The following is a 25,243-nucleotide window of genomic DNA, read 5'->3' as shown; positions in this document are numbered from 1 at the left end:
GATTAGTCGAGACCTAAAGTACCGCGCAGCAGGGAGAGATCTTCCGCCAGAGTGGTGATCGGCCCTTTCAGCGCATTGCGGTCAGCGGTGGTCAGTTTCTCATAGGATTCGAAACCGTCTTTAGTGCGGTATTTGCTGAGGATGCTGTCCACTTTCTTGAAGTTGGCATCGACTTTCGCCAGCAGCTGCGGGTTAGCTTTTTGCAGTTGTGGGCGCAGCAGATCAACGATTTTCTGTGCACCGTCGATATTGGCCTGGAAGTCAGACAGGTCGGTACGGCTGTAACGATCTTCTTCACCCGAGATTTTGCTGGCTGCCACTTCTTCGATCAGGCCTGCTGCGCCGCCGACGACTTTCGCCGGAGGGAATGCCAGTTCGCTGATGCGGGTCTGCAGATCCAGCACGTCCTGATTCAGCTTAGTGGCAAACTCTTCAGCACCTTTGGTGGTTTTGTCGGCCCAGAGGATTTTTTCGATGCGGTGGAAACCGGTGAATTTCGGGTCTTCGGCTTTTTTCTCGAAGTCATCTTCACGGGCATCGATGCTGCTGTCCAGATCGGAGAACAGTTCAGCAATCGGCTCGATACGCTCGTAGTGTGCACGGGTCGGTGCGTACAGCGCTTTGGCTTTTTCCAGATCGCCCGCTTTGACTGCATCGGTGAAGGCCTGAGTGCCCGCCACCAGCTCTTTGACTTCGCTCATCACGTAGGTTTTGTAGTCCGTGATTGGGCCAGCCAGCTGCATGATGTCGGTTTTGCCTTTGGCAGCGGTTTTCGACTCACCCGAAACCACCAGTTTGCCTTTCGGGTTGGTCAGCAAGCCACAGGTCATGTCATATTCGCCTGCTTCGAGGTTCGCGGTCAGTTTCTGGCTAAAACCCGGCGCGATGTTTTCACGCTCTTCTACCACCATCACCCCTTTCAGGATTTCCCACTCCAGCGCTTTCTGGCTGTTGTTTTTGATGATGAACTGGGTTTTACCCGCCTGCACATTGAGTGACATCGGCTCACACTGTTTGTCAGTGACGGTAACCGTGACTTGCGGGATGGATGCAGCAGATGCAGCGCCTGAGAGAGCCAGCATCGAAACTAACAGCGCCTTACGGCGGAAGCGAATCGTCATAGTGATATCCCTGTTACATGGAAGAACAGGCGCGCAATCGCGCCTGATTTAATTTCAGCGTGTGGTGCGTGCAGCACTGGCCGTTGGGCGTGCCGGGAAGAAGAACAGCAGCAGCGCCGGAATCAGGTAGATAAGCCAGGCCGCCACTTCACTGACGCTTGGCGTTTCCTGATAACCGAGAATGCCTTCCAGCAGCGTACCGACCACCGAGTGGGTGGAGAGCGTGTTGCTAAGATCGAAAGCAATGTCCTGGAAGTGGTTCCAGAGCCCTGCTTCGTGGAAAGCACGGATCGCACCTGCCGCGAGGCCTGCGGCAACAAAGAGAATGAATAAGCTGGTCCAGCGGAAGAAGCTCGCCAGGTTGAGGCGAATGCCGCCGTAGTAGAGCAGCATGCCCAATACAATCGCCGTTAACAGGCCGAGTACTGCACCAATCGGCGGTGCGTAGCCGACATCCTGGGTGAAAGCGGCGAGCAGGAAGAATACCGATTCCAGCCCTTCACGAGCAACGGCCAGAAAGACCATGAGAACCAGCGGGAAGCCACCGCCGCCCTGTTTTTGCAATGCCTGATCCACCGAGCGTTCCAGTGTGGCTTTGATGTTGCGCGAGACTTTGCGCATCCAGAACACCATGGACGTGAGGATGACCACCGCGACGACTCCCACGATGCCTTCAAACAGTTCTTGTTGTTTTTGCGGGAATTCGCCGGTGGTTTCATTGATGAAAATGCCAAGGCCTAAGCAGAGTGCTGCGGCAATGAAAACACCCGCCCACATCGCGGGGAACCACTGTGTACGCTGGGTGCGTTTCAGGTAGCTGGCAATCAGGCTGACGATGAGAGCTGCTTCAAGACCTTCACGCAGCATAATGAGAAACGGTACGAACATCACCAACCTCTTGATTGTTAAGCAGGGTAAACCTTAGGTAAAAATACGTAAAGTGCAAACGATATCGATTATCATTATCGCGGGTAAAATTACAAGTCACTTAATGAAATTATTTCTCATTTGCGGGGAGGGCGACGGATTCTATGCGAAGGAGATCGCGGCGTTTGGTCTGGTAAGTGAAGTTTTATGTAGTCGATACTGCTAAGCCTGCTGCGTATGGGCATGAATGCAGGTTTAGTGCAGGGGTATCGCTGCAGGTTCAGTGCAGGGCTATCGCTGCAGGTTCAGTGCAGGGGTATCGCTGCACGTTCAGTGCTCTGTCCACTAAAGGCCATCCCGATCGCGAAGAAACCACGCATCCCTGCAGATCGGCCGCGCCGTCCATGGCGCGGACGCTTCGCTCTTCGGCATGGCCTTTATTGGACGTTTGGCTGTGGTATTGCTTTGAATTGAGAGTTTAAGCATTGCCGTTTTTAATGACACACACGGAAGCTTCAGAGCAGACTGGTGCCATTCACGGCGCAAATGCTTCGCTATTCTGCATAGCCTGTATCGAACATTTGGCAGTGTTGTTGCTTTGCATTGAACGTTTGAACATTGTCTATTCAATAAAAAAGCCCGCCGTTTAACGGGCGGGCTTGATATGTCAGAGACCACATTACTTAGTGTTGAATTCCGCTTCAGCCGCAGCAAAGCGCGCTTGCGCTTCTTCTGATGGGCCTTTGCCGATCAGGCTGAACACCACAATCGCGATACTGGCGAAGATGAAGCCAGGAATGATTTCATACAGTTCGGTGTAACCATACTGTTTCCACAGCAGCACCGTCAGTGCACCAATCACCATCCCTGCCAGCGCGCCGTTGCGTGTCATACGCTTCCAGCACACCCCGAACAGGACAACCGGACCGAAGGCGGCACCAAAGCCTGCCCATGCATAGCTGACCAGGCCCAGCACGCGGTTTTCCGGGTTGGCCGCCAGCGCGATAGCGATCAACGCAATCAGCAGCACCATTAAACGCCCTACCCACACCAGTTCTTTCTGGCTGGCATTTTTGCGCAGGAAGCCTTTGTAAAGGTCTTCTGTCAGGGCGCTTGAGCACACCAGCAGCTGGCAGCTCAGGGTGGACATCACCGCTGCCAGAATCGCAGACAGCAGGATGCCAGCAATCCATGGGTTAAACAGGATACGCGCCAGTTCAATGAACACGCGTTCGCCGTTCTGGCTTACGCCTGCCGCTTGTTCAGGGTGGTTCTGGAAGTAGGCGATACCGAAGAAGCCTACCGCCACGGCACCGGTCAGGCACAGGATCATCCAGGTCATGCCAATGCGACGTGCTGTGCGAATCGAGTGATGTGAATCCGCCGCCATAAAGCGCGCCAGGATATGCGGTTGTCCAAAGTAGCCCAGGCCCCAGCCGAGTAAGGAGATCACAGCAACAAAGTTGAGCCCTTTCAGCATGTCGAGGTTTTCAAGACTTTTCGCTTCGATCACCGCCAGTGAATCATCGAAACCACCTACCGCGATAATCACAAACACCGGAGTGAGAATCAGCGCGAAGATCATCAGGCTGGCCTGCACGGTATCGGTCCAGCTGACCGCCAGGAATCCGCCCACCAGCGTATAAAGAATGGTGGCAGCAGCACCGGCCCACAGCGCGGTCTGGTAATCCATACCGAAGGTGCTTTCAAACAGACGGGCACCCGCAACCACGCCAGATGCGCAATAAATGGTGAAGAAGATGAGGATGACCACAGCGGAGATAACACGCAGCAGCTTGCTTTTGTCCTCGAAACGGCTGGAGAAGAAGTCCGGCAGCGTTAAAGCGTTATCGTGATGTTCGGTCTGCACGCGCAGGCGACCTGCCACAATTTTCCAGTTCAGCCAGGCACCGATAGTCAGGCCAATGGCGATCCAGCTTTCTGAAATGCCGGAAAGGAAGATGGCGCCGGGTAAGCCCATCAGCAACCAACCGCTCATATCTGATGCACCCGCTGACAGTGCGGTGACCACGCTGCCTAAACTGCGTCCACCCAGAATGTAGTCGTCAAAGTTTTTGGTTGAACGGTAGGCAATAAAACCAATCAGCACCATTCCCAGGATATAAATTACAAAGGTCACCAACATCGGTGTACTTATACTCATACTCTCTCCACTTATTATTTAATCCGTTAAGAGAAATCTTTTTCCTGCGTCATCGGAACGTGATAACGCAGGGATTTACCGCATCCAGAGAAAGCGATTTCTCTTAAGGCGCGGTATCCTGCCGCAAAGGGGCGGCGCGCACAATGCATTTAACACAGCTGTCACAATGGTTTCACCTGACTTCGATGATTTAATGCCAATAGGTTGCACACGCTCACACTTTGAGTTGCACCTTATTCAACATGAGAGTGCTCTCGTTGACCGGAGTTGCAACTTTGGCGAGCTTCTTGCAGCAAGTTCTGTGCCGCTTTTTCATCAGATTGATTTTAAGCGGTGATAAACGTGCAACTCAGGTCACATTTAACATGGTTGCACAAAGTTGCAACATGAGTGATAGTGCAGCCCACGCTGATGTCGAATCATATTTTGAGGACGAGGAAATCATGGGAACCACCACCATGGGGGTGAAGCTGGATGAAGCCACCCGCGATCGCATTAAACTGGCGGCAGGTAAAATTGACCGCACGCCACACTGGCTGATCAAACAGGCGATTTTTAACTACCTTTCGCAGCTGGAAGCCGGTGAATCTTTGCCAGAAATTCCCCTGCAACTTGCCGATGCCGCCAGTGAAGAAGGCACGCCAGACGAGTCATTCCAGCCCTTCCTCGACTTCGCTGAACATATTTTGCCGCAGTCGGTCACGCGCTCAGCCATCACCGCTGCGTGGCGTCGTCCGGAAACCGATGCGGTACCGATGCTGCTGGAGCAGGCGCGTCTCCCTGCCCCGCTGGCCGAGAAAACTCATCAGCTTGCTTACAGCCTGGCGGATAAGCTTCGGCACCAAAAAGGTGCAACCGGGCGCGCCGGAATGGTGCAAAGCCTGTTGCAGGAGTTCTCCCTTTCTTCACAGGAAGGCGTGGCGCTGATGTGTCTGGCGGAGGCGCTGCTGCGTATTCCCGACAAACCAACCCGCGATGCGCTGATTCGCGACAAAATCAGTAACGGTAACTGGCAGTCGCACCTCGGCCGCAGCCCGTCGATGTTCGTCAATGCTGCGACCTGGGGATTGCTGTTTACCGGACGTCTGGTATCGACCCACAATGAAGCCAATCTGTCGCGTTCGCTTAACCGCATTATTGGCAAGAGTGGCGAACCGCTGATCCGCAAAGGTGTGGATATGGCGATGCGGCTGATGGGCGAGCAGTTCGTCACCGGCGAAACCATTGCGGAAGCACTGGCCAATGCGCGCAAGCTGGAAGAGAAAGGCTTCCGCTACTCCTACGATATGCTGGGTGAAGCGGCGCTGACCGCCAGCGATGCCAAAGCTTATCTGGTGTCCTACCAGCAGGCGATCCATGCCATTGGTAAAGCTTCCAATGGTCGTGGCATCTATGAAGGTCCAGGCATTTCAATCAAACTGTCGGCCCTGCATCCTCGCTATAGCCGCGCGCAGTATGAGCGCGTGATGGAAGAGCTGTATCCGATCCTCAAATCACTGACCTTACTGGCGCGCTCTTACGACATCGGTATCAATATTGATGCAGAAGAAGCAGACCGTCTGGAGCTGTCGCTCGACCTGCTGGAAAAGCTATGCTTCGAGCCGGAACTGGACGGCTGGAACGGGATTGGCTTTGTCATTCAGGCATATCAGAAGCGCTGTCCGTTTGTGATCGACTCCCTGATCGATCTCGCCCAACGCAGCCGCCGTCGCCTGATGATTCGTCTGGTGAAAGGCGCGTATTGGGATAGCGAAATCAAACGCGCGCAGATTGAAGGGCTGGAAGGTTATCCGGTTTATACCCGCAAGGTGTACACCGACATCTCTTACCTGGCTTGCGCCCGCAAACTGCTGGCGGTACCGAATCTGATCTATCCGCAATTTGCTACCCACAACGCCCACACGCTGGCAGCGATCTATCAGCTGGCAGGCAATAACTACTATCCGGGTCAGTACGAGTTCCAGTGCCTGCACGGCATGGGCGAACCGCTGTATGAGCAGGTGGTCGGCAAAGTGGCAGACGGTAAACTGAACCGTCCGTGCCGTATCTACGCACCGGTCGGCACCCATGAAACCCTGCTCGCTTATCTGGTCCGTCGCTTACTGGAAAACGGGGCCAACACCTCGTTTGTTAACCGCATCGCGGATAACACCCTGCCGCTGGATGAGCTGGTTGCCGATCCGGTTTCTGCGGTGGAGAAGATGGCGCTGACCGAAGGCGCAGTCGGTTTACCGCATCCGAAAATCCCGCTGCCGCGCGATCTGTATGGTGAGAAGCGCGCCAACTCAGCCGGTCTGGATTTGGCGAACGAACATCGTCTGGCGTCACTCTCCAGTGCCCTACTCAACAGCGCCAGCCAGCCATGGATTGCCCAGCCGCTGGTCGAGGGTGATCTGGGTGACGGCGTGAGCCGTCCGGTACTCAACCCTTCTGCACCAGCCGATGTGGTGGGCAGCGTGCGCGAAGCCAGCGAAGCAGAAGTCTCGGAAGCGCTGGATGCCGCAGTGAATGCCGGTCCAATCTGGTTTGCCACCCCGCCACAAGAACGCGCTGCGATTCTGGAGCGCGCCGCCGAAGCGATGGAAGGCCAGATGCAGCAGTTGATTGGTCTGCTGGTGCGTGAAGCAGGTAAGACCTACAACAACGCCATTGCCGAAGTGCGCGAAGCGGTCGATTTCCTCTATTACTACGCCGGTATGGTGCGTGATGATTTCGATAACGAAACCCATCGTCCGCTCGGCCCGGTGGTGTGCATCAGCCCATGGAACTTCCCGCTGGCGATCTTCACCGGTCAGATTGCTGCAGCACTGGCAGCCGGTAACAGCGTGCTGGCGAAACCCGCTGAGCAGACGCCGCTGATTGCCGCGCAGGCGGTACAAATCATGCTGGATGCGGGCGTGCCGTCAGGCGTGCTGCAACTGCTGCCCGGCCAGGGCGAGACTGTCGGTGCACAGTTAACGGGCGACGAGCGTGTACGCGGTGTAATGTTCACCGGCTCCACCGCCGTTGCGACGCTGCTGCAACGCAATCTGGCGGGTCGTCTCGATCCGCAAGGCCGCCCAACGCCGCTGATTGCTGAAACCGGCGGCATGAACGCCATGATCGTGGATTCCTCGGCGCTGACTGAGCAGGTGGTGATCGATATCGTTGCCTCCGCCTTTGACAGCGCCGGACAACGTTGCTCGGCGCTGCGTCTGCTGTGCGTACAAGATGATGTCGCCGATCACACCCTGAAAATGTTGCGTGGCGCGATGGCCGAATGCCGCATGGGCAATCCGGAACGTCTCTCGACGGATATCGGCCCGGTGATCGATGCCGAAGCCAAAGGTAACATCGAGCGCCATATTCAGGCGATGCGCAATAAAGGTTTCACCGTGTATCAGGCGGCGCAGGACAATCCGCAAGACAGCAAAGAGTGGACCAGCGGCACCTTTATCAAGCCAACCCTGATCGAACTGGATCAGGTCAGCGATCTGGATAAAGAAGTGTTCGGCCCGGTGCTGCACGTGGTGCGTTATGCGCGTAACAGCCTGCCACAGTTGATTGATCAGATTAACGCCTCTGGTTACGGTCTGACGCTGGGTGTGCATACGCGTATCGATGAAACCATCGCGCAGGTCACGGCAGGTGCGAAGGTCGGTAACCTGTATGTGAACCGCAATATGGTCGGCGCGGTCGTCGGCGTGCAGCCCTTTGGTGGTGAAGGTTTATCGGGCACCGGTCCAAAAGCCGGTGGTCCTTTGTATCTCTATCGCCTGCTGGCAAACCGCCCGGACAATGCACTGCGTAAGACCTTCGATCGTCAGGATGCCGAGCGTCCGGTTGACAGTTCCGTGCGTGCTGAGCTGATGAGCGCGCACCAGGCATTGCAGAGCTGGGCGCAGGATAAACCTGAGCTGCTGGCACTCTGTCAGCGTTATGACGAGTTGGCGCAGGCGGGTACGGTGCGACTGCTGCCGGGTCCAACCGGTGAACGTAACACCTTCACGCTGCTGCCGCGCGATCACGTCCTCTGTATTGCGGATAACGAGCAGGATGCACTGACGCAACTGGCGGCAGTGACCAGCGTGGGCAGCCAGGCGCTGTGGCAGGATGATGAGTTGCATCGCGCGCTGCGCAAATCTCTACCTGCGGCCGTACAAAAACACGTAGTGCTGGTGAAAGATGTGCTGGCAGCCGGGTTTGATGCGGTGATCTATCACGGGGACGCGGATCAATTGCGTGTGCTGTGCGAGCAGGTTGCCGCGCGGGACGGTGCGATTGTTTCGGTGCAGGGCTTCGCGCGTGGCGAAACCAATCTACTGCTGGAACGTCTGTTGATAGAGCGCTCACTGAGCGTGAATACCGCCGCAGCGGGTGGTAACGCCAGTTTGATGACCATTGGTTAAAAAGATAAGGGCCCAAACGGGCCCTTATCCATGACGCGCCGCGACGAATTTACCTATTCGTTGCGGCGTTGTTTTTGACGCTTTGTATTTACGCCGCAGACTTGTTGCGCTTCATGCCAATCAAGGTCGGGAAAACAAACAGCGACTGCCCCAACCCACGATTGGTTACAGACCACACCGCCACCGACAGCAGTGAGCAAATCCCCACAATCGCAACCGGATAGAAACACGCCCACAGCACGGAGAACCAGGCATAATCAAACAGATGATGGCGCTGAGCGAACAAAATCGCTGACATGCCGAAAAACTCAATGAAAATGCGATGAATCACGTAGATTTGCAGGGTGTTACGGCCAATCCAGTTAAAGTACGTCATCTTAAAGTGCGCATTGAGCCAGCGGCAGGCCGCCACGCTCGCCAGCACTGCGATGATGCACAGGAACAGGCTCTTATCCAGACCGAAGATAATGTGAATCCCTGAGACCGCCGCCAGCAGCGCCCATGGCACGAGATTTTCACTACGCCATTCGCTCATACGCAGCATCAGCGGGCTCCAGAACGCGCCCAGCAGGAAGAACAGGAAGTACTGCGCCACGCTTTGCGGTCCCCAGTATGGAATGATCTTCTCCACCGCCAGATAGTTAAGCGCAACCGCGACCACCAGCAACGCCACTTTCTGTTTGTGGAAGATCTTCGCACACAGGAAATACAGTGCCAGTCCGTATAGATACCACGAGGTGCTCATCGCCATAAACGTCAGCTTCAGGAACTCCAACAGTGAACCCGCATAGGCGGCATTCAGATTGTGTGAGATACGCTGGCCGGTAATCTCTGTCGAGATACCCACAATCGACCACCACTGAATAAAGCCCCACAAAATATAGAGATAGAACAGATTGGTAATACGACTGGTAAATACCTGCTTCCAGGGACGATTAAGAATCCCGTTGGTTGCCAGCAAGCCCGAAACAAAGAAAAAGGCTGGCATACGCAGCGGAGATAAAACGGTATTAAACTGCACCCATATTTCTGCCGGTATCCAACCCGCCGTCAATAATTTCACCGTTCCTTCAAATCCGGGTAATACGGTGTGGTACAACACCACCAGCAATATGCAGGCCCCTTTCAGGGTATTGACCCATGCAATATCTTCTTTCCTGGCGTTATTCATATGATTAACTCCCGCTGCTGTGTAGGTCTAAAAGGAGAAGTATGAGGAAATAAGCAATGATGCATTTCTGGTTATTCAACGATTATTAAACAAGCTGGCGGGGGATGACTCTAGCGAAAGTCCTAAAAGTTTTTTACTGGTCCTGATATAACAATACTTTACAGTTCCAGATATTAATCAAATGCTAAGCAGGCTAACAATATCTTCCCAAATTAGAGTCACTAAGGGTATGAAGAGGGAAATAAGGTGAGCAATTAATACAGGGAAATTAAGAGCAATCCACCACAAACAAACCAAATTAAAATCAAATTTTATTCGGATAATTATGAAATGTGGCAGATGGATAAACGCGGATATTAATATTGTGCTAAGTGGAAATAATTAGGGCCAGCAAACTGGCCCTATTTGATTATTGCAGCGGTGCCGCTTTTGTCTCTGGCACGGGTTTTCGCAACAGTCGAGGATAAAGGAATAACATTCTGCCTGGACCGCGATTCAGCAGTGACCACACCGCCAGGGAGATTGTCACGCAGAGCGCCACGCCCGTTATCGGCATCAGCAGCGCCCATGCCCAACTGAAGGCCGCATGACCAAACCAGCCGTAATGCAGCGCCAGGGCAATCGCGCTCAGTCCCAGCAACTCAATGAAAATGCGGTGCAGGACATAAATCTGCAGCGTGTTACGGCCAATCCAGTTCAGCCACGCCATGTTCAGGCGCTCATTGAGGAAACGGCACACAACGATACCAAACACGATGGTGAGCAGGCTGTAGAACGGATTTTTATAGATGCCGCCCACGTGATGTGCCACGCCAATTACCGCAATGCCTGCCAACAGCAGCCAGTGTTGGCGCTTAAGCTGGCTAATCTCAATCAGAGACTGGCTGAAGAATACGCCGAGCAGGAAGTAGAGATAGTTTTGCGCCACGCTGGCCGGCCCCCAACCGGGGATCAGGCTGAACTGCGCAGCGTAGGTCGCGACAATCGCCAGTGCCATCAGCGCCATTTTCTGGCGATGGAACAACTTGGTGAACAGGAAGAAACCCGCCAGCGCGTACAGATACCACAGGCTGGTCATGGAGGTCAGCAGCAGTTTAAGGAACTCAAACGGCGTGTCGGCATAGGCCGCGTTTTTGGTGCTGGATAGCCGCTCACCGAGGTGCGTGGAGATATAGTGAATGCTCAGCCACTGAATCACTCCCCACAGCAAATAGAGATACACGATATTGCTGAACTTCTTGGTGAACACCTCTTTCCAGCTCTTCTTGACGATCGAACTGGCCGCCAGCAGGCCCGAGACAAAGAAAAAGGCGGGCATACGCAGCGGAGAAAGATAGGTATTGAAGGTCACCCACCAGTGCGCAGGCACCATGCCGGCCGTGAGGTGATGCAGTGAGGGAGCGAAAGTGGTGATGATCGAGTGGTGCAACACCACGAGTAGGATGCAGGCCCCTTTTAGCGTGTTGATCCAGAGGACTTCATTTCTGGCATGTGTCATTTTATGATCCTGATTGCGCCATGAATTTGTAAAGAATTATTTATATTTACAAAGATGTCTCAATCGGGGGCGTCTTAAAAATCATTCTGCCTGTTGCCAGTGAATTTCTGCAGACAATAAAATATTATTTTTCAGTTAGTTAATTGAAGGTTCTTTGACAATTTTCAGAGGAAACTGAGAGGGAGAATTCAGACAGGAGAAGAGAAAGCGCCGTCAGTTCCAGACGACGCTTGAGACTATTGGTTAAGAAACTTGTCAAGAAATTGCCGGGTTCGTGCCTGCTGCGGATGGCTGAACAGCTCTTTCGCTGCGCCCTGCTCCACGATACGGCCCTGATCCATAAAGATCGCTCGATCGGCCACGTCACGCGCAAAACTCATCTCATGCGTGACGATCACCATGGTGCGCTTCTCCTGCGCCAGCGCGCGAATGGTGTTCAGCACTTCGCCCACCAACTCTGGGTCCAGGGCCGAAGTCGGCTCATCAAACAGAATCACTTCCGGGCGCATCGCCAGCGCACGCGCAATCGCAACACGCTGCTGCTGCCCACCGGACAGACGACGCGGAAAACTCTCCTCTTTGCCGTGCAGACCGACCTTTTCCAGTAAGCTGCGGGCGCGGGCAATGGCCTCCGCTTTCGGTTCACCCTTCACGATCACCGGCCCTTCAATGATGTTCTCCAGCACCGAACGATGCGGGAACAAATTGAAGTTCTGGAACACGAAACCCACCTGCTGACGCAAACGGCGAACCTGCTCCTTCTGCTTATTAAGCCCGATACTGGCATCAATGGTGATATTACCCACCGTGACGCGGCCGCTATCAGGCACTTCCAGCAGATTAATACTGCGCAGCAAGGTGGTTTTTCCCGAACCGCTTGGCCCAATAATCGCCACCACTTCGCCCGGTGCCACATCCAGATCGATGCCGTGCAACACGGTCTGGCCGTGGAACTGCTTGACCAGCTGACGTACTTCAATCGCACTCATTTCGCCTCCCGATCCTGTCGATTCACATGCGCTTCCAGGCGATTTTGCAATGCCGACAGCACCGTCGCCATCACCCAGTAAATCAGTGAGGCAGCCAGATACATGGTGAACACTTCCAGCGTACGTGAGGTGATCAATTGCGCCTGACGGAACAGCTCCGGCACCTGAATGGTGGCCGCCAGCGAGGTGTCTTTCACCAGGCTGATAAAGCTGTTACCCAGCGGGGGTAAAGCAGTGCGCGCCGCTTGCGGCAGTATCACGCGGCGCAAGGTTTGCCATGGCGTCATGCCGATACTGGCCGCGGCTTCCCACTGTCCGCGTTCAATGGCAGCAATCGCACCACGCAGGGATTCAGAGGCGTAAGCGGCGGTATTGAGTGACAAACCGATCATCGCTGATGGGATAGGATCCAGCTCGATACCGAACTGCGGCAAGCCGTAGTAGATCATAAACAGCTGGGCGATCAGCGGCGTGCCACGGAAAATCGACACATAGATACGCGCCAGCCAGTTTATTGGCCAGAAATGTGACAGGCGCATCAGCGCCAGCACAAAGCCGAGTACCAGACCGAAGAACATCCCGCCGATACTCAGCTGCAGCGTGAACAACGCGCCTTTGAGTAAGAATGGTGCTGAATCCAGCACCAGTTGTAAGCTTTCCTGCATTATTTAGTGACGTCCGCGCCGAACCATTTCTCAGAGAGTTTGCTCAGCGAGCCATCTTTCTGCATATCAGCAATCGCCGCATCAATGGCTTTCAGCAGGTCGTCATTGCCTTTACGCAGCGCCACGCCGGATTCCAGACGGGAGAAGGCCGGGCCCGCAACCGCCATGGTGTCGCCGGTTTTCTTCACCAGATCCAGCGCCGCTAAACGGTCCACCAGAATGGCATCAACACGACCTGAACGCAGATCCTGGTATTTGGTTGGGTCATCATCATAGGTACGGATATCGACGCCTTTGACGTTGTCACGCAGCCACTGCTCGTAGTTCGAGCCAAGACCGACACCGACTTTCTTACCAGAGAGATCCTCTGGCTTGGTGATGCTGCCGGCATTTTTCTTCATCGTCAGCGCCTGAACGCCAGAGATGGTGTATGGCGTGGAGAAGTCATACTTCTTCTTACGCTCGGGTGAAATCGTTACCTGATTGATCACCACGTCGATACGCTTAGAATCCAGTGCCGCCAGCATGCCATCCCACTTAGTCGGTTTCAGATCCGCTTTGACGCCAAGGTGTTGCGCCAGCTCTTGTGCGAATTCCACTTCGAAACCGGTCAGCTTGCCGCTCTCATCCTGGAAACTGAACGGCGGATAGGTGCCTTCCAGACCCACGCGCAGCTCACCTTTACTCTTCACCTGTGCCAGCAGATCTTCTGCAGCGAACGTTTTAACGTTAACGCCCGCGACCAGCGCGACCGCCATCATGCCCATCACCAGTTGGCGACGAATTGGAGAGAAAGCCATGTTTACCCCATTTATTGTGATGTGTTGTGTGCAATGAGGCAGCGAAACCGGGGTTTGCCGCCTTTTCGTTATTGGCGCTGCATTCAGGCCCATTTCAGGCCAGAACAGCAGCTGCCGGATTATAAACCTTTTTTATCTTAGCCTTAGACCGAAGGATGATAAGCAAATAACGCAGGCGCGCCGCCAGTATGAATAAACAGCAGCGGCCCTTCACGACGGAAGCGATTCTGCGCAATGCCATCAATCAATCCGGCCATCGCTTTACCGGTGTAGACCGGGTCCAGCATGATGCCTTCAAGACGCGCCAGCAGTTTCACCGCTTCCATGCCTTCATCATTAGGTTCACCGTAACGCGGCGCAAAATAGTCATCCCAAAGCGTGATCGGCGCGTGCGTCTGCACTTCCAGCTGTTCAGCGAGCGCGCTGCGGATGCGCTCTACCACCGGCAACTGCGCGTCGACTTTGCGTGAAACCGTCACACCGACCAGCTCGGTATTGGGCAGCAACTGCTCCAGCCCCACCGCCAAACCTGCATGGGTGCCGGCGCTGCCCGATGCTACCACCACAGCGGCGAAATCCACCACGCCTTCGCTTTGATGCGCAATCTCCTGCGCACACTCCACGTAGCCGAGCGCGCCCAGTGCGTTGGAACCGCCAACCGGCACGATATAAGGACGGAAACCCTGAGCTTCGAGACGTTCAGCCTGTTCGGCCAGCTGTTCAGTGGGATTGTGCAACGCATCGACCATCACCACCTCGACGTCCATCAGGTCGAGCATCAGGCGATTGCCGTTGGTGAGATAGTTTTCTGAAGTCGTGCCAATCGGGTTTTCCAGCAGCGCCACACACTTGAGGCCAAGGCGCGCCGCCACCGCCGCCGTCTGGCGCACATGGTTGGATTGAATCGCGCCCGCCGTCAGCAGAACATCCGCGCCCTCGCGCAGCGCATCGGCCGCCAGGAATTCGAGTTTGCGCAGTTTGTTGCCGCCCATCGCCACAGGCGTGAAGTCATCGCGCTTGATAAAGATATCGCGACCGAGATAATCAGAAAGCCGTGGCAGATGCTCAAGCGGCGTAGGTGCACCGAGTAATTCAAGACGTGGGAACTGGTGCAAGAGATGTAAAGACAATGCAGCCTCCATTCGGGCAATGTGCAATTATCCATACAGTGTTGCAGAAGATGAGAAAAGTCGCACCCGGAATTCTGCGAGTGCGGCCCCTGTTGTTGCTATGCTCAGCAACAACAAGGGCAGGATCACAATCAGCCCTGCTGCCAGCCTAAAAACTGGTCATATTTACGCAGTGCGATGCGGTAATTGTTGTTACCCGCATCCGGCAAATCGTTTTCCAGACATTCATGCCAGCTGTTGCCCCGTAATCTGTCGGCCGGGAAATTTTTCGCTTTCAGCATGTCATCAAGACGACGCAGCCGCACCACATACTCGCGAATGGTGCTGTGACTCATCTCGGTCTGCTCAAACAGATACTGTTTGAACGCCATAATGTCGAAGTAATTAGGATGGGTATTACAAAAAATATCGCTGCAGAAACGACATAATGCGGTCAGTTCCGGCTGGAGTTTCATCCATAACTGGTCATCAATCATCTGGTCCATCCGCGCGATGGCCTCTTTATTGATGATCTGTCCGCGAAACACTAACGCCATACGATCTAAAACTTTGCCACAATGTGAACAGTTGCTTTGGCTGTGTTTGTAGTCTTTAAGATAACGACTTAAAGGTCTGGCTTTGGCTTTGGCTCCCATTGCTGAGTCCCCGGTATTTTTATTTTTTCGATGCCAGGTACTGAGTCTGTCAGCGCGCCCCCGCTAACCGGGCACGCAGGCGTTTAATCGCCTGACTGTGCAGTTGACTGACGCGGGATTCCCCCACTTCCAGCACTGCGCCAATCTCTTTCAGGTTCAGTTCTTCCTGGTAGTACAGTGTGAGCACTAATTTTTCACGATCGGGCAATGCCTCGATGGCTTCAATCACGCGATCACGCAGGTTTCCTTCCATTAACTGATGAAGCGGGTTGGCTTCTTCATGCCCCTCCGTCACCAGCTCCGCGCTGTCACCGTGCTCTTCCCGATACTCGTCGTAGGAGAAGAGTTGGCTGTTATTGGTATCGAGCAGAATTTGCCGATACTCTTCCAGCGAAACATTCAACTGTTCAGCCACTTCCTGCTCAGTAGCCGAGCGCCCCAACGCTTGTTCTACCTGATGCATCGCACCGGCCACTTCGCGCGCATTACGACGCACGCTGCGAGGTGCCCAGTCGCGGCTGCGCAGTTCATCCAGCATTGCGCCCCGGATACGCTGCACGGCATAAGTGGTAAAGGCGGTGCCTTGCAGCGCGTCGTAGCGCTCCACGGCATTTAATAAACCAATGCCACCGGCCTGCAGCAGATCGTCAAGCTCAACGCTGGCTGGCAGACGTACCTGCAAGCGCAACGCTTCGTGTCGCACCAGAGGAACGTAGCGCTGCCAGAGCGAATGTTTATCCATCACGCCTTCGGGCGTATAGAGATCGTTCACGGTGACTACCCTGCGTTAATAAAGTTATCGGCATGATTATCCAATTCTGTAGGGGTTTCGATTGGCAGAATAGGCGGGCAAAAGCGAGGTTATTTCAAATTTGTTATGGATGGCGGTGGAATGCACCGCCATCGGTGGTTTCTTTAGCGCAGGTTTTTCAGCCTTAACCGCGTGCCAGGCGGCACGGCGTCCCACAGTGCACAGGTTTTGCCCTCAAGTGTCTGATAAAAATCGCTTATCGGCGCTTCAGTTTCTAGCGCTGGATTAAACAGCACCTGACCGGTTTCCGCGTTTATGCTTATCATTTTATTGATAAACAACCGCTGTAAGTCACTGCGCAGGAACAAGCCGTTATCGACGCTGTTATCGGCAAGAAAACCTTCTTCATTTTCTTGTGTATCGATATAGCAGGCCTCCACCCACGGCCAGCTGTGACGTTCCGTAAGCTGCGTGCCGGTGATAATACAGGCGCCATAGCGCGCTTTAACGGCTGAATTAAACTCTGCCTGGCTGGCACGCTGGAACACTTTCGCCTTTACGCGCCGCCCGACTTCTGCGCCTGGCATCACCGCCGTCGGCACTTTATGCTGCGGCGTACTCAGCACCACCAGAAACTGAATTTTGCGCGACAGTGGGAAGCAAGGGTGCGCATGGGGATCAAACAGCTGCCAATACTCCTCCTCTTCCGTCTGTCGCATCAGCACCAGTTTGAAGCCCCGGCTGGTGAGCAAGTTCTGCGCTTCTGCCGAATTCGGATCCAGCATGGCGTAAACCTGGGTTTCACCCACCACCTTCCAGCGCCCTTCCTTCTTAATCTCATCGTTACGGCGGAAATAAAGGAAAGCTTGTTGGCTTTTCAGATAGTGCTCAAAACGGCGCAGATAGTTTTTGCGCTCGTTATCGTCAGAGACGAACAGCAGATCCTCTAACGGACTGTTGATCTCCTCCTGCGCAAACACCGCGCGGATCACCAAATTGCGAAAGCTGGTCGACGGGCTCAGCAACCCGCGGGCGGTGAGTTCTTTCTCATCAGGATGCTGCTGCGCATAGCGCAACGCAATCTCTTCGAAGGTCAGTAGCTCACCCGGTAACAAGTCATAATTGAAGCGCATAGACACCCCAGAAACAGAAAAAAGACGTGCAAAAAATGGGAATGATTCTGGGGTAGTTATCGGCAATTCTGTGCGGGACTGTAACAGGTTGGTTACTTTTTTAGGGTTATAGGGTGCTGGGGGAAATCATCGTCGCTGATGAGATCAAATTTGGTTTAATGCAGGAATTATCACTGAGGTGCGAAGTTGATCACCATATGTTTGGTCTTCTCATGCACTTCTGCCGAAGGCGGTACCGGCAGTTTAGCATGCTTAGCCGCATACAACGCTTCGGTACAAAGCGATAAATCACCGGTGCGCATATGTACGTCGCTTAGCTGCCCTTTGTCATCCAGATCAATGTCTATCTGACAGGTTTTACCAACGTAGTTGTCGACGTCAAAAAACTGCGTCTGGATAGCAAAGTGGACGGCGTCGTAATAACTTTTGAGATCGGTAACAACGGGCGCAGGAGGATTTTGCGTGTATGTGCGAGGGTGTTTTATGGGCGCGCAGCCAGAGACCAGGAGAAGCGTTAAAAGGGCAAATCGATTACGCATGGTTCACGTCCTGTGAATAGTGAGAGCTGTGAGTATATCTGCAAATTCATGATATGCAGGTATAAAAAAACCCCGCCGAAGCGGGGTTTGATAAGCAAGGAGCTTAAGTAGCGATTAGCCCTGCAGCAGAGACAGAACCTGCTGTGGAACCTGGTTAGCTTTAGCCAACACTGAGTTACCCGCCTGCTGGATGATCTGTGCTTTAGACATGCTTGAAACTTCAGTGGCGTAGTCAGCATCCTGAATACGAGACTGTGCTTCAGACAGGTTGGTGGTGGTATTGTTCAGGTTAGTTACCGCTGAATCCAGACGGTTCTGAATCGCACCCAGTGAAGAACGGAACTTATCGATGCTGCTGATAGCGGCGTCCAGTGCTTTTAATGGATCTGCGGTGGTTGCTGATGTGGTAGCGGCATCAGTTGTAAGTTTACCAGCAGCATCTTTATATACAGCTTTGCCTGAGCCGTTAGTAACAGAACCATCATCCTGAAGATAATAGGTGACGGTGTTATCAGTTGTCAGTGTACCATCTTTCTGAGTATATACATCGTTACCACCAGAAGTCACAGCACCAGCAGTGCTTACAGTATAACCAGTTGAAGTAGTGAATCCTGCAGCAGTACTTGCTGAATTTAAAGCTGCACTGCTAATTTTAGCATTTGTAATTGTAATAGCACCGCTATCACCAGCTGCGTTACCACCAGCCATGTGAATATTCGTGCCATCAGCAGCCGTGATATCTACAGCTTTAACAGCTGGTGCAGCAGTATGGTTAGTTGCAAGGCTGCTCAGCGTGGCCTGTTGCAGTGAGCCACTGCCGTTTTTAGTCAGGTTGCCAGTTGTATCTAAATAAAGAACAGAATTATCATCCGCCGCGGTAATTTTACCATCGCTGGAAAGAATAACATCCTGGGCGCTGCCATCGATGGTGACAGAGAGCTTAGCAGTATCACCTGCTTTAGGAGTCAGATAGCTTTGCAAAGTGCCCGTGTTGGTACCTTGAGCGGCTGTATTTGCACCGATATTAACACCAAATGAGAATGAACCGCTTGTTTTGTCATAAGTGTAGGTATTAGATGCTGGAGTAGATGTAAGACCGTTATCAACGGTAGCGGTGACAGTATCATTAGTAGCTAAGCTGCTCAGTACATCTGCCGCTGTTGATTTGCTCAATCCAGCAGAGACTGTATAACCATTGGTTGTACCAATCTGAGTACCAGCTGCTTTAAGGTCAGCGCCTGTTGCAGCAGTATTAGCCACGGATCCAGCACCGTTAACGTTGAAGCCAGTCAGGCCCAAGGTTGAAGAGTCGATTTTCTTCAGGTCGATGGTGATAGTTTCACCGTCGTTAGAACCAACCTGAATTTTCATAGAGCCATCTTTCGCCAGCACGTTCACGCCGTTGAAGGTGGTCTGACCTGACACGCGGTCAATCTCGTCCAGACGTGATTTGATTTCGTCCTGGATTGAGTCCAGGTCAGACTGGCTGTTGGTGCCGTTCTGAGACTGTACAGTCAGTTCACGTACACGCTGTAAGTTGTTGTTGATTTCAGACAGTGCGCCTTCGGTGGTTTGCGCAGCAGAGATACCGTCGTTGGCGTTACGTGCAGCCTGAGTCAGACCATTGATGTTTGACTGGAAGCGGTTGGCAATTGCCTGACCTGCTGCATCGTCTTTTGCGCTGTTGATGCGCAGACCAGATGACAGACGCTCGATAGAAGTTGAGAGCGCTGACTGGTTTTTGTTGATGTTGTTCTGGGTGATCAGCGAGAGGCTGTTGGTGTTAATTACTTGAGCCATGGTTAAGTTCCTATTAATCAAGTCTTTGGTTAAGGTGTGGGCTTCAACCCGCCGGCTTCAGCGCCGTCAAAGTTGTTATCGTCTGCCTTCAAACAACCTTTAGATTTTTTTTAGTACCAGGCGAAAATTTTTCCCTTCAACCTGTCACGCTTATCTTTATCGCCCTGCCCCCGCACTTCTTTAGTGCAACTTGATCATTTTTCTAGCGCCAGAAATACCCTTCTCTATAGCCTTTATTCGCTTTATCACTCGCTGGTAAATAAATCTAAACTTTGCCTCAAATAAGCCGATAACCGCGGTATTCACTCTCCGTGTCGACATGAAAAGGAAACAACATGGCTAGTATCACTACCCTCGGTGTCGGTTCAGGCCTCGACTTGAGTAGTATCCTGGATAGCTTATCCACTGCGGAAAAAGCCTCCTTAACACCGATCTCCAATCAGCAGAGCGCTTATACCGCAAAGCTGAGTGCCTACGGTACGCTCTCCAGTGCGTTGACGACTTTCCAGACCGCCAACACCGCGCTGAACAGTGCAGACCTGTTCTCTGCCACCACCGCCACCAGTAGCAGCAGCGCCTTTAGCGCGACAACGTCTGGCACTGTGGTGGCCGGTAAATATAATGTGGCTGTCACGCAGCTGGCACAGGCGCAGACCCTGACCTCTGCGGTGCAAACCAGCAACACCAACGCATTGGGCGACAGCTCTGCCACCAGCCGCACCCTGACCATCAAGCTCGCTGATGGCTCCAGCAAAGATATCTCGCTGACCACCGACCAGACGTCATTGACTGGCATGCGTGACGCCATCAACGGTGCCAGCGCCGGCGTCAGCGCAAGTATTATCAAAGTGGCAGACGGCTCTTACCGCTTGTCGCTGACCTCTTCCAAAACGGGTGAGGCCAATGCCGTTTCATCGATTAGCGTGACGGGCGATGACACCCTGAACAATATCGTCGGTTTTGATTCGACCAAGACCGATGCCGATAACCCGATGGACGTGAGCGTGGCGGCGCAGGATGCCAAACTGACGGTGAACAACGTTGAGATCACCAACAGCAGCAACACCATCAGTGATGCGCTGGAAGGGATCACGCTCAACCTGAATGACACAACCACCGGTAACCAGACGCTGACTGTCGCGCAAGATACCTCTAAAGCGACCACCGCGATCTCAAACTTTGTCACTGCTTACAACACCCTGCTGGATCAGTTCAATAGCCTGACCAAATACACAGCAGTCGACGTTGGTTCCGATACTCAGGACTCCAGCAACGGCGCTCTGGTGGTGATAGCACCCTGCGCAGCATCCAGACGCAGATCAAAAGCATGTTGACCAACTCGTCGAGCTCTTCAACCTATAAAACGCTGGCACAGATTGGCATTACTTCTGATCCGACGACGGGTGAATTGACGCTGGATTCCGACAAGCTCAAAACCGAGTTGACGAAGGATCCGGATGGCATCAAACAGATGATTGTGGGTGACGGCAAAACCACCGGCATCACCACCACCTTGGCCACTAACCTCACCAGCTGGCTCTCTTCCACTGGCAGCATTCAGTCAGCAAAAGACGGTGTCAGTAAGACGCTGAACAATCTGACCGAGCAGTACAACGACATGAACACGCGTATCAACAATATGATCGCGCGTTACAAAGCGCAGTTTACCCAGCTCGACGTCACCATGAGCTCGCTGAACAGCACCAGTTCTTACCTGACGCAGCAGTTCGATACGTCAAGCAGCTCTAGCTCGAAATCGTAAGGAGTGAACATGTACAGCGCAAATGGCACTCAGGCCTATGCAAAAATTGGTGTGGAAAGCTCCGTAATGAGCGCCAACCAACAGCAACTGATCACGCTGCTGTTTGACGGCGCGATCAGTGCACTGATCCGTGCTCGCCTGTTTATGCAGGATGGCAATATTCAGGGAAAAGGTAATTCGATTTCCAAAGCGATTAACATCATCGAAAGCGGACTGAAGCAGGGTCTGGATGAGCAGTCAGGCGATGACCTCACCGACAATCTGTTAGGTCTTTATGCCTATATGGTTCGCCGTTTGATTCAGGCGAATCTGCGTAATGATGTTGAAGCTCTCGAAGAAGTAGAAGGCCTTCTGCGTAACATCGCGGATGCCTGGAAAGAAGTCGCACAACCTCAACACCTTCAGGACGCCGTTTAATGAATAACGCACCGCAACTGATAAACGTTTACCAACAGCTACTCGATCTCAGCCATGGAATGCTGCGCCTTGCCGCAGACGGCGAATGGGATGACCTGATTATTAAGGAAGTGGATTACGTCAGTGCGGTGCAAACGTTGGCCCGCTCGACTGAGGCCTCGCCACCGTCCAACTCTATGCAAGAACAACTGCGCCCGGTACTGCGCCATATCCTGGACAATGAGAGTGAAGTCAGACGTCTACTACAGGCGCGCATGGACGAACTGTCGCAGTTGATTGGTCAATCCACGATGCAAAAGTCGGTGATGAGTGCTTACGGCAAGCAAGGTAATGTGTATCTGCCGCAGAATTAATGCGCGGCGGGCTGAATGAGAAACGGGTGAGCTGATGCTCACCCGTTTTTTTTATGCTTTGCTTACGGCATCACTTCTGCGCAGGGACCGACACCGGCTCCATAATCTGCGGCTGAATATCCTGTATCACCGCCTCTTTTGGACGCTTCGCCACCTGCTCCAGCGCCTGCTGGCACTCAACGGTGGGTTGATCGACCTTACGCATGCGCAAGCCGTCATAACGCAGTTCACCGTTCTCCAGCGTTATCGGCATGACGCGCACCTGCCGCGTCACGTTGACCCACTCATCGCTCAGGCGGGTTAACTTGCCCGGTTTAGCTATCACGCGCTGCCACTGGCGGCAGTCCAGCGTGTCGCCTTCTGCACCAATGATCAGACTGCCCATCGCCTGGCCACTGATCAACTTGCTCTGCGGTCCGACAGTTTGCCAGTTACCTTGCAATTCCACTGGTGCCGGGGTTTTTACCGCTTCATCGTAATTGCTGATCTGCGCACATCCGCTCAAGCCCAGCGCGGCCAATACCATCCACTTTTTCATTCCTGGTCCCTACACTCGCCTCAATGGCGGCTACGTTATAATTTTTCGCGTAAGTTACGCAAGGAATCTCGGTGAAAAGCCAGCTGAGCCTGACAATACGGCTCGCGCACGTTACACTAGCGCGCAAGTCGATAAGCAGGAAATTCGCATGAAAACCCCAGAAGAGTATTACGCCCAGGCACGCACGATGTTTTTTGCCGCACACGCCGATTTTCAAGCCGCGCTGGATGAACTGACCGAGAGCGACGCGCGCGCGGCCAACCTGTCACTGCGCCAACTGCGCGAGTGGCACGCTGAGCGCATTTATGCGGCATTCTTACGCCAGAAAAAGCTGGATGGCATGCTGTTTTCCATTCAACTGGCAGAGCCTGATAAAGCGGTTGCGGCTGAAGCCATTGAAACTTACCTGAAATCACATGCGGAAGCGCTCGGCATGACGTGGGAAGAGTTTTGCATCAAGAACGAACTTTAAGCGCAGCGGCCCTAAAAATATATCTCAAGCACACCTCCAACCACACAAATCGGCAAGGAAAAAGTTGTACAAGTCAGAAGAAGTTGTATAACTTCTATCTGACGGCTTCGGTCGTAGATTGTCCTTGAACGAAGGTGCTATTGCGCCGCCTCTGGAGGAGTTGCTGGATTTCCCCTCCAGAGGTAGTATTTTTTACCCTATCCTTCTCGCTCGACTCCCTTCACTTCGACATAACGCGCAACGGCTAGCAGGCGGTTAATGTGCGTCAATAGCAGATCCACGTCTGACTGTAGAAACAACTCGCCAGAACGCGATGCGGTAACGATGGCGTCCTGCACGGTTTCCGTGATGGTCAGCGAATTATCCTCTTTAGCCTGAATCAATAATGCCGCCAGCAGCAGTGATTGTGCCTCCACCTGTGCCACCAGTTCTTTTGCATCCGTATCCATCTTTGCCATTTTCAGCAGAATATCGATCACCAGTTGCCGCATATTACCCCCTCATGAATCCATTTCCCTGTGTAACGCTGTTGAGTATCAACGCAAATGTGGTGCTGCGCTTGCCAGAAACAAAAAATTTTCGCGGCGCAACGGTTCATCACTTGCCACTGTTTTTATTTACAGTAATATGGCGCACCCGCTTGATGAATGGAATGCCCTGATGTTTGTGGAGTTGATTTACGATAAACGCAACGTTGCCGGTCTGCCGGGCGCGCGTGAGATGATTTTGCAGGAGCTTGAGAAACGCGTGCAACGCGTCTTCCCAGAGATTGAGGTGCGCGTTAAGCCGATGGAACGCAACGCTATCGATACCGATTTAAGTAAGAACGATAAAGCAACCGTAGCGCGTATTGTTGAAGAGATGTTTGATGAAGCCGAGATGTGGCTGGTGGCCGATTAAGCCACCAGCGTGGGGGAACTTAGCCTTCTTGCTCGCTGTGATTGATGGCGATCTCTAAATCCTGAATCGCCAGCTCAATATCATCTAACAGCTGTCCCTGCTTGTTGAGCAGCGTGTCAAAACGTCCTGCGTACTCTTTATCTTTGTACTCGCCTGCATCAAATGCCAACCAGTGGCTGGATAGCGTCTCAGTATTGGTCTGCGCATAGTGACGCATCTCTTTTAACTGGGAGGTGACATCACGCAGGTAGTCAGTTTTGGTTTTGATTGCCTCTGTATCACTCATGCTATCTTCCTTTTCGCTAATTAAACCCGTTTAAATAACGTCTGAATGATTAAAGTTAGTAGAAAATAGCGAGACCGCATTAAGAATAATCGGAAGATGAAAAGGCGACCCGAAGGCCGCCACAGAATTAAAGATACTTGCGCGCGAGGGCAATCAGCTCATCCTTCGCGGCCGTACCTAACTTCTCAACCCCACTTTCGACAAAGTTGAATGCCTGAGTGAAGTCCTTCACGCTAGCGCTGATATCCTGACTGACCGCATCCGTAATGATTCCTGCTACAGGCTGCTCAGCCAGATTGCCGACGGTAGAAGCCGATGAAGGCCCGGCGCTGGCAGAACCGTTTGCTAGCGGATCCGGCGTGGCCAACTGCTGAGTGAGATCCGTTGCATCCGCTACGGCCGCTGCAGGTTGTGCCTCGCTGCCAGCATTCACTGCTGGCGTTGAGGTGTCTGGGACAGCTGCACTGTCTTCAGCGGGAAGTGTGGCGTCAGCTGCTGGAAAACTATTCACCGCGGGCGTAGAAGCATCCGACGCTGGCACGCTACTCACGGCTGCTGTTGAGACGTCCTGTGCTGGTTCACTATCCACGTTTGTCGTTGAAGCATCCGTTGCAGGCACGCTGCTTAACACTGGTGCTATGGCGTCCTGCCCTGGCGCGTTACTCACGGCTGAAGTTGAGCCATCTGCCGCTGATGCACTGCTCTCCGCCTTCCCCGCCACCTCATTAGCAAAACTCTCTAACGGTGACAGCGTGCTGGCATCCGGTGTTGCAGTTGTTGCACTATTTTCGATTACAGTTTGGTCGCTCATAATTTTCTCCTTCTTGCTTAATAAAGACCGCAATCGGCCGAAGCCAACTGCAA

At 53.2% G+C, this 25,243-nt stretch carries 23 protein-coding genes and 1 pseudogene; 6 read left to right on the top strand and 18 right to left on the bottom strand.

Annotated elements, in window-relative coordinates; genetic code table 11:
* Positions 1-2: 2 nt before the first annotated feature.
* The 3 genes from efeO to putP form a co-directional block, all read right to left on the bottom strand.
* Entirely contained in the window at positions 3-1,121 is a 1,119-nt protein-coding gene (gene efeO / locus LH22_RS10550) for an iron uptake system protein EfeO (protein ID WP_034824332.1), read from the bottom strand.
* 54 nt (positions 1,122-1,175) lie between these two features.
* Entirely contained in the window at positions 1,176-2,009 is an 834-nt protein-coding gene (efeU, locus tag LH22_RS10545) for an iron uptake transporter permease EfeU (protein WP_038646397.1), read from the bottom strand.
* A 658-nt stretch (positions 2,010-2,667) separates the two neighbouring features.
* A complete protein-coding gene (gene putP / locus LH22_RS10540) occupies positions 2,668-4,152 on the bottom strand; it encodes a sodium/proline symporter PutP (RefSeq protein ID WP_038646394.1) in 1,485 nt (494 codons plus the stop codon).
* A 443-nt stretch (positions 4,153-4,595) separates the two neighbouring features.
* Between putP and putA the strand changes: the two genes are divergently transcribed.
* Positions 4,596-8,540 carry a trifunctional transcriptional regulator/proline dehydrogenase/L-glutamate gamma-semialdehyde dehydrogenase gene (gene putA, locus LH22_RS10535; RefSeq protein ID WP_038650033.1) on the top strand — a complete coding sequence of 1,315 codons (3,945 nt, stop codon included), beginning with the start codon at positions 4,596-4,598 and terminating at the stop codon, positions 8,538-8,540.
* An 88-nt stretch (positions 8,541-8,628) separates the two neighbouring features.
* Here putA and LH22_RS10530 read toward each other — a convergent pair whose 3' ends face one another.
* The 11 genes from LH22_RS10530 to LH22_RS10480 all read right to left on the bottom strand — a co-directional run bounded on the left by LH22_RS10530 (position 8,629) and on the right by LH22_RS10480 (position 19,651).
* On the bottom strand, positions 8,629-9,711 hold the full coding sequence (locus LH22_RS10530; protein ID WP_038646391.1) for an acyltransferase family protein: 1,083 nt from the start codon (positions 9,709-9,711) through the stop codon (positions 8,629-8,631).
* 409 nt (positions 9,712-10,120) lie between these two features.
* A complete protein-coding gene (locus tag LH22_RS10525) occupies positions 10,121-11,209 on the bottom strand; it encodes an acyltransferase family protein (protein ID WP_038646389.1) in 1,089 nt (362 codons plus the stop codon).
* A 236-nt stretch (positions 11,210-11,445) separates the two neighbouring features.
* Positions 11,446-12,198: an L-cystine ABC transporter ATP-binding protein TcyN gene (gene tcyN, locus LH22_RS10520; protein ID WP_038646388.1), complete on the bottom strand. Its 753-nt coding sequence runs from the start codon at positions 12,196-12,198 to the stop codon at positions 11,446-11,448.
* Positions 12,195-12,863: a cystine ABC transporter permease gene (gene tcyL, locus LH22_RS10515; RefSeq protein ID WP_034824349.1), complete on the bottom strand. Its 669-nt coding sequence runs from the start codon at positions 12,861-12,863 to the stop codon at positions 12,195-12,197. The genes tcyN and tcyL overlap by 4 nt, the downstream gene beginning before the upstream one ends.
* Positions 12,863-13,663 carry a cystine ABC transporter substrate-binding protein gene (gene tcyJ, locus LH22_RS10510; protein WP_034824352.1) on the bottom strand — a complete coding sequence of 267 codons (801 nt, stop codon included), beginning with the start codon at positions 13,661-13,663 and terminating at the stop codon, positions 12,863-12,865. Before tcyJ ends, tcyL begins: the two co-directional genes overlap by 1 nt.
* Positions 13,664-13,806: 143 nt before the next feature.
* Positions 13,807-14,793 carry a D-cysteine desulfhydrase gene (locus LH22_RS10505; RefSeq protein WP_038650031.1) on the bottom strand — a complete coding sequence of 329 codons (987 nt, stop codon included), beginning with the start codon at positions 14,791-14,793 and terminating at the stop codon, positions 13,807-13,809.
* Between the two features lie 131 nt (positions 14,794-14,924).
* On the bottom strand, positions 14,925-15,428 hold the full coding sequence (fliZ, locus tag LH22_RS10500) for a flagella biosynthesis regulatory protein FliZ (protein WP_038646386.1): 504 nt from the start codon (positions 15,426-15,428) through the stop codon (positions 14,925-14,927).
* A gap of 49 nt (positions 15,429-15,477) precedes the next feature.
* On the bottom strand, positions 15,478-16,200 hold the full coding sequence (locus LH22_RS10495; RefSeq protein ID WP_038646384.1) for an RNA polymerase sigma factor FliA: 723 nt from the start codon (positions 16,198-16,200) through the stop codon (positions 15,478-15,480).
* A gap of 143 nt (positions 16,201-16,343) precedes the next feature.
* Complete coding sequence (locus LH22_RS10490) at positions 16,344-17,312, bottom strand: HNH endonuclease signature motif containing protein (protein WP_038646383.1); 969 nt, start codon at positions 17,310-17,312, stop codon at positions 16,344-16,346.
* 170 nt (positions 17,313-17,482) lie between these two features.
* Positions 17,483-17,851: a cell envelope integrity TolA C-terminal domain-containing protein gene (locus tag LH22_RS10485; RefSeq protein ID WP_038646382.1), complete on the bottom strand. Its 369-nt coding sequence runs from the start codon at positions 17,849-17,851 to the stop codon at positions 17,483-17,485.
* 114 nt (positions 17,852-17,965) lie between these two features.
* Positions 17,966-19,651 (bottom strand): FliC/FljB family flagellin, encoded by a 1,686-nt coding sequence (locus LH22_RS10480; protein WP_038646378.1) that lies wholly within the window; start codon positions 19,649-19,651, stop codon positions 17,966-17,968.
* A gap of 335 nt (positions 19,652-19,986) precedes the next feature.
* Here LH22_RS10480 and fliD point away from each other — a divergent pair.
* The 3 genes and pseudogenes from fliD to fliT all read left to right on the top strand — a co-directional run bounded on the left by fliD (position 19,987) and on the right by fliT (position 22,183).
* Positions 19,987-21,413, top strand: a pseudogene (gene fliD / locus LH22_RS10475) (flagellar filament capping protein FliD).
* A gap of 9 nt (positions 21,414-21,422) precedes the next feature.
* The gene (fliS, locus tag LH22_RS10470) at positions 21,423-21,830 is read left to right on the top strand and encodes a flagellar export chaperone FliS (RefSeq protein ID WP_038646375.1); all 408 of its coding nucleotides are present in this window, start codon (positions 21,423-21,425) and stop codon (positions 21,828-21,830) included.
* The gene (gene fliT / locus LH22_RS10465) at positions 21,830-22,183 is read left to right on the top strand and encodes a flagella biosynthesis regulatory protein FliT (RefSeq protein ID WP_038646372.1); all 354 of its coding nucleotides are present in this window, start codon (positions 21,830-21,832) and stop codon (positions 22,181-22,183) included. Before fliS ends, fliT begins: the two co-directional genes overlap by 1 nt.
* A 70-nt stretch (positions 22,184-22,253) precedes the next feature.
* Here fliT and yedD read toward each other — a convergent pair whose 3' ends face one another.
* Positions 22,254-22,721: a lipoprotein YedD gene (gene yedD / locus LH22_RS10460; RefSeq protein WP_038646369.1), complete on the bottom strand. Its 468-nt coding sequence runs from the start codon at positions 22,719-22,721 to the stop codon at positions 22,254-22,256.
* A gap of 148 nt (positions 22,722-22,869) precedes the next feature.
* Here yedD and LH22_RS10455 point away from each other — a divergent pair, with 148 nt between their 5' ends.
* The gene (locus LH22_RS10455; protein ID WP_034824381.1) at positions 22,870-23,193 is read left to right on the top strand and encodes a DUF6388 family protein; all 324 of its coding nucleotides are present in this window, start codon (positions 22,870-22,872) and stop codon (positions 23,191-23,193) included.
* 197 nt (positions 23,194-23,390) lie between these two features.
* On the opposite strand, the gene iraP is transcribed toward LH22_RS10455, so the two are convergent.
* Positions 23,391-23,684: an anti-adapter protein IraP gene (gene iraP / locus LH22_RS10450; RefSeq protein ID WP_038646367.1), complete on the bottom strand. Its 294-nt coding sequence runs from the start codon at positions 23,682-23,684 to the stop codon at positions 23,391-23,393.
* Positions 23,685-23,853: 169 nt separating this feature from the next.
* Between iraP and LH22_RS10445 the strand changes: the two genes are divergently transcribed.
* Positions 23,854-24,093, top strand: coding sequence for a DinI-like family protein (locus LH22_RS10445; protein ID WP_038646364.1), 240 nt, complete (start codon positions 23,854-23,856; stop codon positions 24,091-24,093).
* Positions 24,094-24,112: 19 nt separating this feature from the next.
* On the opposite strand, the gene LH22_RS10440 is transcribed toward LH22_RS10445, so the two are convergent.
* Positions 24,113-24,379 (bottom strand): hypothetical protein, encoded by a 267-nt coding sequence (locus LH22_RS10440; RefSeq protein ID WP_038646362.1) that lies wholly within the window; start codon positions 24,377-24,379, stop codon positions 24,113-24,115.
* Positions 24,380-24,506: 127 nt separating this feature from the next.
* A complete protein-coding gene (locus LH22_RS19940; protein WP_156102787.1) occupies positions 24,507-25,190 on the bottom strand; it encodes a hypothetical protein in 684 nt (227 codons plus the stop codon).
* Positions 25,191-25,243 lie beyond the last annotated feature (53 nt).

Source organism: Pantoea rwandensis (assembly GCF_000759475.1).
In the GTDB taxonomy this organism is placed as follows: Bacteria; Pseudomonadota; Gammaproteobacteria; order Enterobacterales; family Enterobacteriaceae; genus Pantoea; species Pantoea rwandensis_B.
Note: the sequence above shows the minus strand (reverse complement) of the source record. Positions and strands in the feature narration are given on the sequence as shown.